Source organism: Eubacterium sp. BIOML-A2, assembly GCF_009680135.1.
Classification (GTDB): Bacteria; Bacillota; Clostridia; order Lachnospirales; family Lachnospiraceae; genus Faecalicatena; species Faecalicatena contortus_B.
This window is the reverse complement of sequence record NZ_WKZK01000005.1, coordinates 67118-81658: the sequence shown is the minus strand read 5'-3', so window position 1 is coordinate 81658 and position 14541 is coordinate 67118. Positions and strand designations below refer to the sequence as shown.

13 protein-coding genes are annotated in these 14541 nt (G+C 47.2%); all 13 read left to right on the top strand.

Annotated elements, in window-relative coordinates; genetic code table 11:
* Positions 1-15 precede the first annotated feature (15 nt).
* Positions 16-1563 carry a response regulator gene (locus GKG43_RS03240; RefSeq protein ID WP_055150823.1) on the top strand — a complete coding sequence of 516 codons (1548 nt, stop codon included), beginning with the start codon at positions 16-18 and terminating at the stop codon, positions 1561-1563.
* The gene (locus GKG43_RS03235) at positions 1560-3479 is read left to right on the top strand and encodes a beta-L-arabinofuranosidase domain-containing protein (RefSeq protein ID WP_129878523.1); all 1920 of its coding nucleotides are present in this window, start codon (positions 1560-1562) and stop codon (positions 3477-3479) included. Before GKG43_RS03240 ends, GKG43_RS03235 begins: the two co-directional genes overlap by 4 nt.
* A gap of 102 nt (positions 3480-3581) precedes the next feature.
* Positions 3582-3767: a small, acid-soluble spore protein, alpha/beta type gene (locus GKG43_RS03230; RefSeq protein WP_025655017.1), complete on the top strand. Its 186-nt coding sequence runs from the start codon at positions 3582-3584 to the stop codon at positions 3765-3767.
* Positions 3768-3827: 60 nt separating this feature from the next.
* On the top strand, positions 3828-4499 hold the full coding sequence (locus GKG43_RS03225; protein WP_025655018.1) for a WecB/TagA/CpsF family glycosyltransferase: 672 nt from the start codon (positions 3828-3830) through the stop codon (positions 4497-4499).
* Positions 4500-4501: 2 nt separating this feature from the next.
* Positions 4502-5371 (top strand): YitT family protein, encoded by an 870-nt coding sequence (locus GKG43_RS03220; protein ID WP_129878521.1) that lies wholly within the window; start codon positions 4502-4504, stop codon positions 5369-5371.
* A gap of 204 nt (positions 5372-5575) precedes the next feature.
* Positions 5576-6667 (top strand): helix-turn-helix domain-containing protein, encoded by a 1092-nt coding sequence (locus tag GKG43_RS03215; RefSeq protein WP_025655019.1) that lies wholly within the window; start codon positions 5576-5578, stop codon positions 6665-6667.
* Positions 6668-6693: 26 nt separating this feature from the next.
* Positions 6694-7380, top strand: a complete 687-nt coding sequence (gene ftsE, locus GKG43_RS03210; protein ID WP_009002218.1) for a cell division ATP-binding protein FtsE — start codon at positions 6694-6696, stop codon at positions 7378-7380.
* Positions 7370-8323, top strand: a complete 954-nt coding sequence (locus GKG43_RS03205; RefSeq protein ID WP_025655020.1) for a permease-like cell division protein FtsX — start codon at positions 7370-7372, stop codon at positions 8321-8323. Before ftsE ends, GKG43_RS03205 begins: the two co-directional genes overlap by 11 nt.
* A gap of 9 nt (positions 8324-8332) precedes the next feature.
* A complete protein-coding gene (locus tag GKG43_RS03200; RefSeq protein WP_055150814.1) occupies positions 8333-9478 on the top strand; it encodes a M23 family metallopeptidase in 1146 nt (381 codons plus the stop codon).
* A 35-nt stretch (positions 9479-9513) separates the two neighbouring features.
* Entirely contained in the window at positions 9514-10722 is a 1209-nt protein-coding gene (locus tag GKG43_RS03195) for a S41 family peptidase (protein ID WP_129878519.1), read from the top strand.
* Between the two features lie 931 nt (positions 10723-11653).
* Positions 11654-12985 (top strand): aspartate--tRNA(Asn) ligase, encoded by a 1332-nt coding sequence (gene aspS / locus GKG43_RS03190; RefSeq protein ID WP_055150804.1) that lies wholly within the window; start codon positions 11654-11656, stop codon positions 12983-12985.
* Positions 12986-13047: 62 nt separating this feature from the next.
* Entirely contained in the window at positions 13048-14202 is a 1155-nt protein-coding gene (locus tag GKG43_RS03185) for a hypothetical protein (protein WP_129878517.1), read from the top strand.
* A 35-nt stretch (positions 14203-14237) separates the two neighbouring features.
* Positions 14238-14531, top strand: coding sequence for an Asp-tRNA(Asn)/Glu-tRNA(Gln) amidotransferase subunit GatC (gene gatC / locus GKG43_RS03180; protein ID WP_025655023.1), 294 nt, complete (start codon positions 14238-14240; stop codon positions 14529-14531).
* Positions 14532-14541: the final 10 nt, after the last annotated feature.

The following is a 14541-nucleotide window of genomic DNA, read 5'->3' as shown; positions in this document are numbered from 1 at the left end:
GAAAAGGAGAAAACAATGTTGATGAAGATACTGGTTGCAGAGGATGAACCGGCAATCCGACAGGGGATTATTGCTCTGATCGGAAACCTGGGGCTGTCCGTTGAAATTACAGGCGCCGCAGAGGACGGTATGGAAGCGCTGGAACTGATGGCAGCCACGAGGCCGGATGTTTTGATTACGGATATCAGGATGTCGGGGATGAGCGGCCTTGAATTAATCGGAAAGGCAAAGGAGCTGTATCCGGGAACGGAATACGTGATTCTCAGCGGATATTCTGAGTTTGAATATGCGAAGCAGGCGATGAGATACGGCGTACAGGATTATATCCTCAAGCCGCCCAGGAAGGAGGAGGTCGGCAGCGCGCTGGAAAAGATCTATACCAGGATGGTGAATTCAAAAAAAGCCGGAAGGAAGCAGAACGTATACGATTATGTGGTCAATGGGGTACAGAAAGATACCGCGCAGCTCGAGACAGAGGGCTGCTGTTTTTACCTGATTCTGTTTTCCATCGGTCCGTTTACCAATCGGACGGAAAACCTGATTCAGGTGGGAATCGGCGGCTTTTCTTCAAAAGAACTGCAGGAACAGCTCTGCCAGGGGCTTGGGGAAGGGGAGGATTGTCTGGTGTTCGATATGAAACAGCAGAACGAAAAACTGATCCTCCTTTCTGTAAAGAAGCGGGAAATCAGCCCCATACAGCGTGTGGTACTGAAACTTTCATCCTACGAGAAGAAATTCTCCATGCCGGTCCATATGATTTTGTCGGATGAAATGGATCATACCGGGCTGCTTCCCGGGACTTATGCTAAACTGCACAGAAGTCTTGCGAGGCAGGTGCTGATTGGGAAGAGTGATGTTGTATTTCTGGAGAAAGAATCGAATCAGGAGAGTGAACTGGCGCTGGATGAAAGTGAGAAATGCCAGATCGCTTCTTTGCTGGAGCAGGGGGACGGCGATGGGCTGTGCTCCCTTTTTGGGCTTTTATGTACAAAGTGGAAGAAAAAGAGGATACCGCAGATCAGCTGCGAATTCAGTGTGAAATATATTCTTATGGAAGTTTATCAGAGAAATCCGGTTCTGGAGGCCGAGGCTGCGGTCGAAGATTTATTTTACCAGGCCGAGGAGGTCATTGGGAAGGCCAGGACTTTTGAGCAGTTCGAGGAGGGAATCTGTGGGCTGTTTCAGGATGTTTTTGGCAGGATCAAAGAGGGAAAGGCAAATAAAAAAATCGAGGACGTGGTTGAGTTGCTGAAACAGCATATTTACCTGCACTACAACAGCAATTTGTCTCTGGAAAAGTTTGCCGGCCAGTTTGGCTATAATCCTACGTATCTGTCGAATCAGTTTACCAGCCTGCAGCGCATCTCGCCAAGCAGGCTGCTCACCAATATCCGGCTGGAGAAAGGGAAGGAACTGCTGTTAAATACGGATTACCTGCTGAAAGATATTGCGGAAATGATCGGGTTTCATGATGTATCATATTTCAGCCGTTTTTTCAAGGACAATGTGGGGCAGAGTCCCAAACAGTTCCGTGAAGCGGCGGGCAGAGAGAGGAAAGAATGAAGAATTATATCGAGACAGAACCACAGTTAAAGGCAATAGAGGTAAAGGATAAATTCTGGTCTTTTTATCAGGAACTAATCCGTGATGTCGTTCTTCCTTACCAGGAGCAGATCCTGAAGGACGAGATTCCCGGCGCGGAAAAAAGCGGGGCAATCAGGAATCTTCGTATTGCGGCCGGTCAGGAGGCGGGGGAGTTTTACGGACAGGTATTCCAGGACAGCGATGTATCGAAATGGCTTGAGGCGGTCAGCTACGTCTCTAATATGGAAGGAACTGGAAGATTGGAAGAAAGTGCGCGGCAGGTGATTCATCTTATGGAGCTTGCACAGGAGGACGATGGCTATCTGAACACTTACTTCCAGCTTAAGGAGCCGGAGCATAAATGGCAGAACCTACTGGAGTGCCATGAATTATACTGTGCAGGACATTTGATAGAGGCCGCTGTGGCTGATTACGAGATGTCCGGCAGGAGCACCTTCCTAAACCTGGCCATGCGCCTGGCGGACCTGATTGATTCCCGTTTCGGTCCCGGAAAAGTGCGCGGTATCCCGGGACACGAGGAGATCGAACTGGCGCTTCTGCGTTTGTGGAGAGTGACAAAGGAGCAGAGGTACTTTGATCTGGCAGGATATTTTCTTGAGGAACGGGGCACGGACCCGAATTACTTTGCGCAAGAAAAGAGCCGGAAGGCCTGGATGGACCCCACGGAGCGCAATTATACCCAAAACCACCGCCCCATCCGGGAGCAGGATACGGCCGAGGGGCATGCTGTCCGTGCTATGTATCTCTACACGGCAATGGCGGATCTGGCGGCATGGACAGCGGATGAAGAACTGAAAGCAGCCTGCGTAAGGCTGTGGAAAAATGTGACGGAAAAAAGGATGTATATAACCGGAGGCGTAGGTTCTGGCGCTAAGGGCGAGACCTTTACTGTGGATTATGACCTTCCCAACGACAGGGCATATGCGGAGACCTGCGCGGCGGTGGGACTTGTGTTCTGGGCAAGGAAGATGCTGGGGCTGGATCTTAGCGGAAAATATGCGGATGTGATGGAGCGCGCGCTGTATAATGGAGTATTGGGAGGAATGGGAAGGGACGGCAGACATTTCTTCTATGTGAATCCTCTGGAGGTTGTACCCGGCATATCCGGTGAGGTGCCCGGGTATGAGCATGTGCGGCCGGTAAGGCCAAAGTGGTATGCATGCGCCTGCTGCCCGCCCAATATAGCGCGTCTGCTCGCATCGCTTGGAAAATATGCATGGGGAGAATCAAGGGGCTGTGTTTACTCGCACCTCTATCTGGGAGGTGTTTTTCATTCCCTGCAGAATGGAATCAGCTGGAAGACGGTCACGGACTATCCCTGGGAGGGCAGGATCCAGTATGAAGTCTGTGATCATGAAAAAAGGGAGAAGAGTGCCCTGGCCGTCAGAATACCAGGGTGGTGTTCCTCCTACAGCCTGCTGGTAAATGGAAGGGAATGTACGAAGGAATATGAGGTTAAAGACGGTTATGTCTCAATAATAAGGGAATGGACTAAGGGAGATACCGTCAGCCTGCATCTGTGTATGGAGGTGAAACGGATCTACGCGAATCTTTGTGTGCGGGAAGACGCGGGATGTACAGCGCTGATGCGGGGGCCTCTGGTGTACTGCCTGGAAGAGGCTGACAATGGAACGGGGCAGAACGCGCTTCTGCTTCCGGCAGGATCTGAGATAATAGAAAGACAGAAGTCCGATGAGCTTCTGGGGGATTATATAGGGCTGGAAGCCGCCGGCCTTAGATTGAAAGGGGACAGCAAAGCTTTATACAGTGATACGCCTCCACGCGCCGGCGGGACAATGATTTATGCAGTGCCATATTTCCTGTGGGGAAACCGGACGGCAGGGGAAATGCGGGTATGGATCCGCGAGACCTAAGAAATGTGACAACGGTGCATCTGAATGTGAAATTCTTACTCATTTTGAATGTCGTACGTATTTTAGGCAATACTCCTACCAAAAAGAAAGGTAGGTATCAATATGTCTGAAAAGAAATCAAAACCAATTGACTTGAAAAATCTGGAGCCTGAAGAGAAGGTGAAGTATGAAATTGCAGAAGAACTGGGCCTTTTAGATAAAGTTATGGCAGAGGGATGGAAGTCTTTATCCTCAAAAGAAACAGGACGGATCGGAGGTCTGATTACAAAAAGAAAACGAAAGAGTTGAAAAATCTGCAGATTTTTGATACAATTGTACGACTGGGGAGAAGAAGCACAGGTGGTGTAGATGAAAGAGAAGATTAATATCTTTGATGTGGAGATTGACGGCTTCACAGCAAAAGCCGCTATGCAGGCGGCTGTGCAGTATATGCAGAGTGAATCCATCAATACGATTGAAATTATCACGCTGGATATGCTCATGCAGGAAAAGGACAATCCTGCATGGAAAGAAGATACAAAAGCAATGGATATGGTGCTTCCGGGAGAGAAAGAGATACTGGAAGCGGCGGAAGTACAGGATAGATATTTACTAAAGGATGTAGCAAATAAAGTGTTTCTTAAAATGTTCCTGCGCTACCTCCAGAAAAATCGAAAGAAGATCTTTCTGATGGTGCAGTCCGAGCAGGAGATGATAAGCCTCAAAGAGGCTGTGGAAACATACAACAGAGGAATTACGGTGGCGGGCTATGGCGCCCTGGACGTAGAAGGAAAGTCCGAGGAGGATGTCATTAACAACATCAACGGTGCGGAAATTGATTGTATACTTTCTGTACTGCCCTCACCGCAGCAGGAGGATTTTATTGTCAGAAATGCCGCGCTGCTCAATGCCCGTGTATGGCTGGGATGCGGCAGGGCTCTGGAACAGAGCTTCAGCGAGAAAAGCGGAGATGGAGTACGCCGTTTCTTTTTGAAAAAGGTATTCCGTTATCGGGTGGGAAAACAGAAGAAGGAGAATTGAGCATGCATAGATATCGGGAAAAACCCGTGTTTATAAAGTATGCATACATCGTTGTGGGGACAGGAATCGTATCTTTTGCCATCAAATGTATTTATGAACCCAACAGCCTGGTAGTCGGCGGATTTTCAGGGCTGGCTATCATCATTAAGAACCTTACGGAAGGGATTCTTCCTGGCGGTATTCCTCTCTGGTTTACGAATGCCGCCCTCAATGTGCCTGTATTTCTTGCGGCACTGAAAGTAAAAGGCAGATCATTTATCGGCAGGACCTTATTTGCAACCGCCATGGTTTCGGTCTGGCTGGGAGTTCTGCCTGAGTTTTCCTTTATTCAGGACAACCTCCTGCTGGCCGCCGTGTTCGGCGGGGCGCTGCAGGGGGTCGGTATGGGCCTGGTATTTTCAGCCAGGGCAACGACCGGAGGAACAGACATGGTCGGGGCAATTATCCAGAATTATCTGCGGCAGTTTTCCGTGGCGAAGATTATGATGGTGCTAGACGCTGTGATTGTCATAGCCGGTGGATATGTGTTTGGTATTGAACGCGCGCTTTATGCAATCATTACCATTGTGGTGGTCAACCGGATTGCGGACGCAATGATAGAAGGGGTGAAATTCGCAAAGGCTGCTTTTATTATCACAGACCGGTACGATGAAGTGGCAGAGACGGTCATGCACGGAGTGGACCGCGGACTTACCGGTATATATGCAAAAGGCATGTATACAGGGAAGGACCGATGCCTGCTCTACTGTGTGGTTACAAAGAAAGAACTGGTGCAGTTGAAGGAACTGGTGGGCAGAATCGATGAAAATGCGTTCATGATTGTGAGCGATGCCCGTGAGGTTATGGGTGAAGGATTTTTCCCCGTAGAATAAGATTTGTGAACAATGTATAATGACGAAAATATGAATTTTTTGTAAAAAATATGAGGAAATGCATAAAAAAAGTGGATTTCCTCTTTATTTTTTTGACGTTATGCATTAATATATATCTTGTATATGTACGTTCTTCACATTTTTTGATGCCGGAATTTGTGAAAAATGCACATGAATAGAGTCATAAAGCGGAGGAGAGAAAGTATGATTTCAAATCAGATACTTCAAAACACAATTGAGGGCCTTAAGAATATTTCCAGGATTGATTTCAGTGTTCTGGATACGGAAGGCAAAGCGCTTGCAGCCACATTTGAAGATACAAAGGATTATGAAAGTGCAGTCCTGTCTTTTGTGGAATCTCCGGCTGACAGCCAGGTTATTCAGGGGGATCATTTTTTTAAGATTTTCGATGAACAGCAGCTGGAATATGTTCTGCTGGCCGGCGGTGAGAACGAGGAAGTATACATGGTCGGCAAGATTGCGGCGTTTCAGGTTCAGAGCCTGCTGGTAGCATATAAAGAGAGGTTTGATAAGGATAATTTTATCAAAAATCTTTTGCTGGATAATCTCCTGTTAGTGGATATTTACAACAGGGCCAAGAAATTACATATTGACACAGAGATAAAACGTGTTATCTTTATTATTGAAACATCTCACGAAAAAGACAGCGTAGCGCTGGACAATGTTAGGAACCTTCTCGGAGGAAAATCAAAAGACTTTATTACGGCTGTGGACGAGAAGAATATCATTGTGGTCAAGGAACTTACTGATAAAGACGGCGGCAAAGAGCTGGAGAAGATGGCAAAGGATATGCTGGAGATTCTGCGCAATGAATGCGGGGAAGAACACATCCATATTGCATACGGAACCATCGTAAATGACATCAAGGAAGTTTCAAAGTCCTACAAAGAAGCAAAGCTCGCACTGGATGTGGGCAAGATCTTCTTTGACGAAAAGGACATTGTGGCATACAGCACGCTGGGTATCGGACGCCTGATCTATCAGCTGCCGATCCCGTTATGTAAGATGTTTATCAAGGAGATCTTCGAGGGGAAATCTCCGGACGATTTTGATGAGGAGACATTGACGACTATCAACAAGTTCTTTGAAAATAGTCTGAATGTATCAGAAACGTCCAGACAGCTGTACATTCACAGAAATACTCTGGTATACCGGCTGGATAAGCTGCAGAAGAGCACCGGGCTTGATCTGCGCGTTTTTGAGGACGCGATTACGTTCAAGATTGCTCTGATGGTGGTAAAATACATGAAGTATATGGAGTCATTGGAATACTAATGAGTATGAATAATTAGGAGGAGCATATGATTGAATTAAGAAATGTAACGAAGGAGTACTCTAAGGGCAATGCCGCCCTGAACGGAGTTTCCGTCAAGATTGAACAGGGGGAGTTTGTGTTCATCGTGGGAGACAGCGGTTCAGGAAAGTCTACTCTGATTCGTCTCATTATGAAGGAGTTAGATCCGACGGAAGGGACGATCATAGTGAACGGGCAGAACCTAAACAGAATGAGGCATCGTCACATTGCGAAGTACAGAAAAGGCCTGGGGGTTGTTTTTCAGGATTTCCGGCTTTTGAAAGACAGAAATATCTATGAAAATATTGCTTTTGCACTGCGTGTGACCGAGACACCGACAAGAGTTATCAAGAGGAAGGTGCCGGCGGCGCTGTCGCTGGTGGGACTGGCCCAGAAGTATAAGTCATTCCCAAAAGAGCTGTCAGGGGGAGAGCAGCAGCGTGTTGCGATTGCGAGGGCGATTGTAAATGAACCTGCTATTTTGTTGGCCGACGAGCCGACTGGTAACCTGGATCCAACAAACTCATGGGAAATCATGAGTCTGCTGAAAGAGGCGAATGAGAGAGGGACAACAGTATTGGTTGTTACTCACAACCAGGAGATCGTAAACGAGATGAACGAGCGCGTCATAACGATGAAACAGGGCGTTATCGTCAGTGATGAACAAAAAGGTGGGTATTTCGATGAGAATTAGTACATTAGGATACGTAGGAAAACAAGGGGTTAAGAATATCGGGAGAAACAAGATGTTTTCGCTCGCATCGGTTGCGACAATGTCAGCTTGTATTTTCCTGTTTGGATTATTCTTTTCTATCCTGCTGAACTTTCAGTATATCATAAAGTCAGCGGAGGAAGGGGTGGCTATCACCGTATTTTTTGACGAGGATGCCACGCAGCAGCAGATCGATGATATCGGGGAAGCCTTAAGAAGCAGGGACGATGTATCGAAAGTTAACTTTGTGTCAGCGGATGACGCATGGGACAAGTTTAAGAGCGACTATTTTAAAGACAATGCAGATCTGGCGGACGGATTTAAAAATGACAACCCGCTGGCCGGATCCGATAACTATGAAGTATATATGAAAACAGTGGAGAAAAATGATGCGAACCTCTCTGTCAGGAGCAAGTCGCTTGCTTCCACTCAGCAGGATCTTGTCAAGTTTGCCAAGGGCCTGGACGGGGTACGGAAGGTGAACAAGTCTGATGTTGTGGCAAACACGCTTTCCAGCGTAAATGTACTGGTAGGGTATGTATCCATCGCCATTATTATCATACTGTTTGGGGTATCGATCTTCCTGATCAGCAATACGGTAACCATGGGTATTACGGTGCGTAAGGAAGAGATTGCCATTATGAAATATATTGGGGCCAAGGACTTTGTCGTCCGGTCACCGTTTGTTATTGAAGGTCTTCTTATGGGACTTGTGGGCGCGATTATACCGCTGGCCCTGCTGTATGGACTTTATGGCAAGGCGGTCGAGTATGTATTGACCAAGTTCCAGATTTTGAACAATATCATTAATTTCCTGCCGGTTACAACGGTATACCGCCTGCTGCTCCCGATCGGGCTGCTGTTAGGTGTGGGAATTGGTTTTGTCGGAAGCTACTTCACTGTACGTAAGCATTTGAAAGTATAGGTGGCGCCTATGAGAAGACGAAAGAGGAGTATAATAAGTACAGTTTTGGTCATTGCTTTGAGTTTGGGCATGGTGCTCAATGTAAACGCGGCTACTGTGGATGAAGCACAGAAAAAGGCGGAGGAACTGGAGAACCAGAAAAAGGCCGCCGAAAAAGAAAAGGACTCCCTGGCATCTCAGCTTAACTCGATCATTGCAGATATGAACGACACAAAAGAAAAGCTGGAAAAGAAACAGGATGAGATCCAGAAAGCGGAAGACGAGCTCGTTCAGGCAAAAGTGGATGAGAATGACCAGTATGAAAGCATGAAGAAGCGTATTAAATTCATGTATGAGAATGGGAACTCCCAGTTATTGGAGATATTGGTTTCCAGTGACAGTATTGGGGATTTATTAAATAAAGCGGAGTATGTTTCGCAGATTTCTGCATATGATAGAGATATGCTTATTGAGTTCCAGGACGTAGTGAAAGACGTGGAAGAGAAAGAGGCTTCTCTCAAGGATGAGTATGAAGTGCTTTCGGGCCTGCAGGACGAACTGGTTGTCAAGCAGAATGAAGTTCAGGCACTGCTGGACAGCAAAAAGATACAGCTCGCCGATCTGGAGAAGCAGATCGGAGATAATGCGGCGACCCTGCAGAAGCTGATAGAGGAAGCGGAAGCAGAACGCATCAAACAGGAACAGCAGCTGGCGGCCCAGCAGGCAGCACAACAGCAGCAGCAGTCATCCGGCGGCGGGGGCAGTTATACACCACCAAGCACCACGCCTGTTGTCAGTGGAAGCGGCCAGTTTACCAATCCATGTCCGGGGGCAGTTATATCCAGTACGTTTGGATACCGGGATTTTGACGGTGCCTTCCATAAGGGGCTGGATCTTGCGGCAGGAGAGGGAACACCTACATACGCAGCGGCCGACGGTACGGTTGTGATAGCGGGATGGAGCGACAGTGCCGGGAACTGGGTAGTCATCAACCACGGCAATGGATTAACGACAAAATATATGCATCATTCTGCACTTTGCGTGACAGCCGGCCAGACCGTTGTGAAGGGACAGCAGATCGGATATGTGGGCAATACCGGTAATTCATTCGGCGCGCACCTGCATTTCCAGGTAGAATCCGGCGGCGTGGCAGTGGATCCCTTGGGCTATCTGTAAACATACAGAATAATTTCAAAGGTTGGACATGAAATATGGATCATAAAAAGAGTTTTATTAAGGGGGCGCTTTCCGGCGCCCTCATTATGCTATTAATTGTGATTTTGGGTTCCGGAGTGTGGAAGGCGGTCTCAGTCAGGATGGCAGGGGGAGAGGCAGAAGCTGCACAGATCTCTGAGGAGAGTGAGACCGATAAGAAGCTGAATATGTTAAGCAATGTCATAGACCAATATTATCTTTATGGAGATGATATAGATGAAAAAGCCATGCAGGACGGCATATACAACGGCTATGCCAGTGGTCTGGGGGATCCTTATACGGTTTACTACAATGAGGAACAGACCCGGGATCTGCTGGAGTCAACAACCGGGGAATACAGCGGGATTGGCGCCACGCTGCTGCAGAATTACCAGACCAGGCAGGTGACGATCGGCAATATCTATAAAGATTCTCCCGCGGAGGAGGCCGGACTTAAAACCGGAGATATTCTTTACCAGGTAGATGATCATGTGATTGACAAAGAAGATCTGAGTGAGATTGTGTCCTGGATCAAAGGAGAGGAAGGCACGGAGGTGGCTCTGCACGTCTACAGAGGCGAGAACGCGGAGGAGGTCGTCTGTACAGCTACCCGCCGTAAGATCGAGACACAGACTGTCGAGTATGAGATGAAGGAAGACCAGATCGGCTATCTGCGGATCCTGGAGTTTGATACAGTCACATTAAAACAGTTTGAGAATGCCCTAACCGACCTGGAAAACCAGGGCATGAAGGGCCTGGTTATTGACCTTCGCTCCAATCCGGGCGGCAATCTGGATACAGTGGTAGATATGCTGAGGATGATTCTCCCGGAAGGGACGATTGTATCTACCAAAGATAAAGACGGCAACGTTATAGAGGAAAAAAACGAAGAAGATCATGAATTCAAGAAGCCCCTGGCAGTTCTTGTAAATCAGGCCAGCGCCAGCGCTTCTGAGATATTCGCAGGAGCGGTGCAGGATTATGGCGTGGGTAAAATCGTCGGCATGACCACATACGGCAAGGGGGTTGTACAGCAGTTGGTGAATCTGGGAGACGGAACATGCCTGAAGGTGACCATAGCCGAATACTTTACGGCGGCAGGGAGAAGCATAAACAAAAAGGGGATCACGCCGGATGTAGAGGTCGAGTATGTGGCGGATCCTGATCATGAAGATGCGGATAACCAGCTGGATAAGGCAATTGAAGTAGTAACAGGGGGACTTTAGAAGGCAAGCTGTGGGTTTGGGGGGATATTGGGACGCTGAAAAACCGGGAAGCCAGCCCCACGACGGGAGCATCTATGCCATTTTAAAAATCCGCTCCGTTTACGTAAGAGGCCCTAAATAAAAAAACATAGAAAATGAAGGTCCAGCGGCATGCAACCCGAAATCTGATAATTTCGGGTCTTAGGCCGCTGCAGAATTTGACGTGATACGTCAAATTCTGCCCTCCATTTTCTATGTTTTTTTCTTAAGGGCCTCTAACGTTCACTCTAGGACTTTTAAAATGGCATAGATGCTCCCGTCGTGGGGCTGGCTTCCCGGTTTTTCAGCTGGTACATCCGACCGGAAGGAAAGGCTTGCCTGCCTGGAGGGGTCTGTAAGCGGGGACGGTGTATGAATTCGTTTGAGGGTACGTATAAGTACCGGTAAGCGGTGGAGTGGTTGTGTTATTGTTGACTTAACTATTGAAATATATGGAGATACCATACATTCTGATGAACTATATAAAAATTATTTGAAAAAACTCCTTGCAATCGAAAAAGAGCTGTGCTATGATTGTTAACAAGTTTTATCAGAGTAAACTGTGAAATGGAGAAAGGCTGTGAACAAGACTCTGATTTTCAGAAACTGACAGGAAGTTGGCGTCACCGACTGAGAGCGCCGGACAGTGGAGAAGATCAAGGGAACACTTGGGAGCTGATCAGCTGAACCTATGAGTAGGCTGGTACGTATGGCATACGTTACATGCGCAAAAGTGGGGCAGACATAGATACATTACGTTTGTCCAATGCGGGTGGTACCGCGGATTATATTACGAATCCGTCCCGGGATGCAGATGCATCCCGGGGCTTTTTGTTTATATGGGATTTCCTGTATATTTCAATTGTTTTAGTATCCGGGATGCAGTCACAAAGGAGCAGAAAGGAGAAGAAACATGGAATTTGTAACAGGAGTTAAACAGAAGGACACATTGGAATTGAACGAACTGCTGAGAGAGGGAATGACTGGGAATTGTGTCAGATTGAATGGTGCAGTCCATGCTATCCGGAATATGGGGACGGTGGCATTTGTGATTTTGAGAAAGAGAGAAGGCCTGATCCAGTGCGTTTTTGAGGAGGGAGTTTCAAAATTTAACTTGAAGGATTTGAAAGAAGCTGATACAGTCGAAGTAACAGGAATACCTGCAGAGTCTGAAAAAGCACCTCATGGCATTGAGATCAGAATTGAAGAAATAAAAGTTCTGAGTGAACCGGCGGAACCGATGCCTCTGCCTGTTTCTAAGTGGAAGCTTCATACTTCGCTGGAAGCAAAACTGAACTATCGGCCGATTTCGCTGCGCAACGTCAGGGAGCGGGCGAAGTTCAGGATACAGGAAGGCATTGTCCGGGGATTCCGTGATTTTCTGTATGGAGAGGGGTTTACAGAAATCCACACGCCTAAGATCGGCGCTAAGAGTGCTGAGGGCGGGGCGAACCTTTTCCGTCTTGAGTATTTTCACAGGCCGGCTATCCTGCAGCAGAGCCCGCAGTTCTATAAGCAGATGATGGTCGGGGTGTTTGACAGGGTGTTTGAGACGGCGCCGGTCTTTCGGGCTGAGAAGCACAATACAAAACGCCATCTGAACGAGTATACGAGCCTGGATTTTGAGATGGGCTACATTGACGGGTTCGAAGATATTATGGCGATGGAAACAGGATTTCTCCAGTACACTTTTGAACTGCTTGAGAATGACTATGCAGGGGAATTAAAAATTCTTGGAATTGAACTCCCGGAGGCGGAGAAGATACCGGCTGTCAGATTTGATGATATCAAAAGAAAAGTATCTGAAAAGTACGGGCGGGGCATAAAGAACCCCTATGATCTGGAGCCCGAGGAGGAGCAGCTGATCAGCCAATATGCAAAAGAGGAATGGGATGCAGATTTTGTGTTTGTCACCCACTATCCATCCAGAAAGCGGCCGTTTTACGCGATGGATGATCCGGCGGACCCAACCTTTACACTGAGTTTCGACCTGTTGTTTCGGGGAATGGAAATCACAACCGGGGGCCAGCGGATCCATGACTACCATGATCTGAAAAAAAAGATGGAAGCAAGGGATATGGCAGAGGAAGGAATGGAACAATATCTGAGTGCATTCAAACACGGTATGCCGCCCCATGGAGGCCTGGGAATCGGGCTGGAGCGTCTGACCATGAAAATACTGGGCGAAGATAACGTGCGTGAGACAGCACTATTTCCCAGAGACTTGAGCAGGCTGGAACCATAAAACTCAAAGGGGTCTGTCCCCTTTGAGTTTCGAAAATTACGGATGAGAAATGAGAGGGGCCTATGTCAAGCAAAAGATGTTATCTATGCGGAGGAAAACTAGTAGAAGGACGTTGTCAGGATTGTGGTCTGGACAATGCAAGAAGTGAGAGGAAAACCTACCGGCTGAACTACAGCCGGACGGAAAACAGGATAAAAGGCCGCGGAGAAGTAAAGGATACATGTGATTTTGATAACCGGGATGAGGAAGTTATGAAACGGGCGGCAAAGAAATCGAAAGATAAACCGGAAAGAAAGGCATATCAGACAAATGATTCCGGACCATCCGCTCAGAGGACCGCACATCCAGATGAGTACAAATACAGCTATACAAAGCCTGTTATGAAGCCGAGAACAGGGAAATCAACTGCAATATCTAAAAAACAAGGTAAAACATTTTTTGTGATTATCATTATTGCTTTTCTTTTAATTGCGTTTATCGGTGATTTTTCTAAAGATAAATTCAACGACGTTGAAACGGGGAGCATCCAGGTAACCGAGGAACCCGGGTCGTCAGATCCCTATGAATTTGTAAGCCGTGAATTGTCTGATACCGGTGAACATTTTGAGAATGTTCTGGAACCAGGGCTGTATATAGGCGGCATCCATGTACCTGAGGGCAGATATGATATATATCTGGAAGAAGGACAGGGGGAAGCATGCGTGGATGACTATGAAAATTCTATTTATTTATGGCAGTTTTTCGGGGATGAAGAGTCAAACGGAGATTTAAAAGAATGGAATGACGTCAGAATTTATGAGGGCGCTGTCCTGGAAGTATCGGGGGATGTCAGGCTTTTAATCGTCACAGAAAACGGGCAGACATCTGATATGAAAGGAATGAGCAATCCGCTGAAGGATGAAGTTGCGCTCACTCAGGGAAGAAAACTGACCGCAGGGGAAGATTTCCCGGCAGGGGTATACGATTTCCAGGCGGTTTCAGACTGGACGACGATCAGTTACAGTATTCCGCTGAATACGAACTATGAGGATCCTGAGTTGAACTATTTGAATAAAAGCAAATGGCTGGCGTGCGATGCCATAAATACTGTTTTCCGAAACGTTGTGCTGCCCGAAGGCTCAACCGTATGTGCGGATGATGGGGACGCCAGAATGATTCCAAGCAAGTTGATTGAATCAGAAGACTATGATTCATATTACGATGCGTATAGATATTAAAGGGGTCAGACCCCTTTGCAGAAAAGGAGGATATGATGTCTAATAAAATTTCTAAAGAAACGATTGAGTATGTCAGTATTCTTGCTAAGCTTGAACTGTCTGAGGAGGAGAAGGGAACGGCCCGGACGGATATGGAGAAGATGCTGGATTATATAGATACATTGAACGACCTGGATACGAGCGGTATTGAACCGATGTCTCATGCATTTCCTCTGCATAATGTGTTTCGGGAGGATGTTGTGACGAACGAAGATCATAAAGAAGATATTTTGGCAAATGCTCCCCAGAGGAAAAACGACAGCTTTGAGGTGCCTAAGACGATCGGATAGGAGGAAGCAG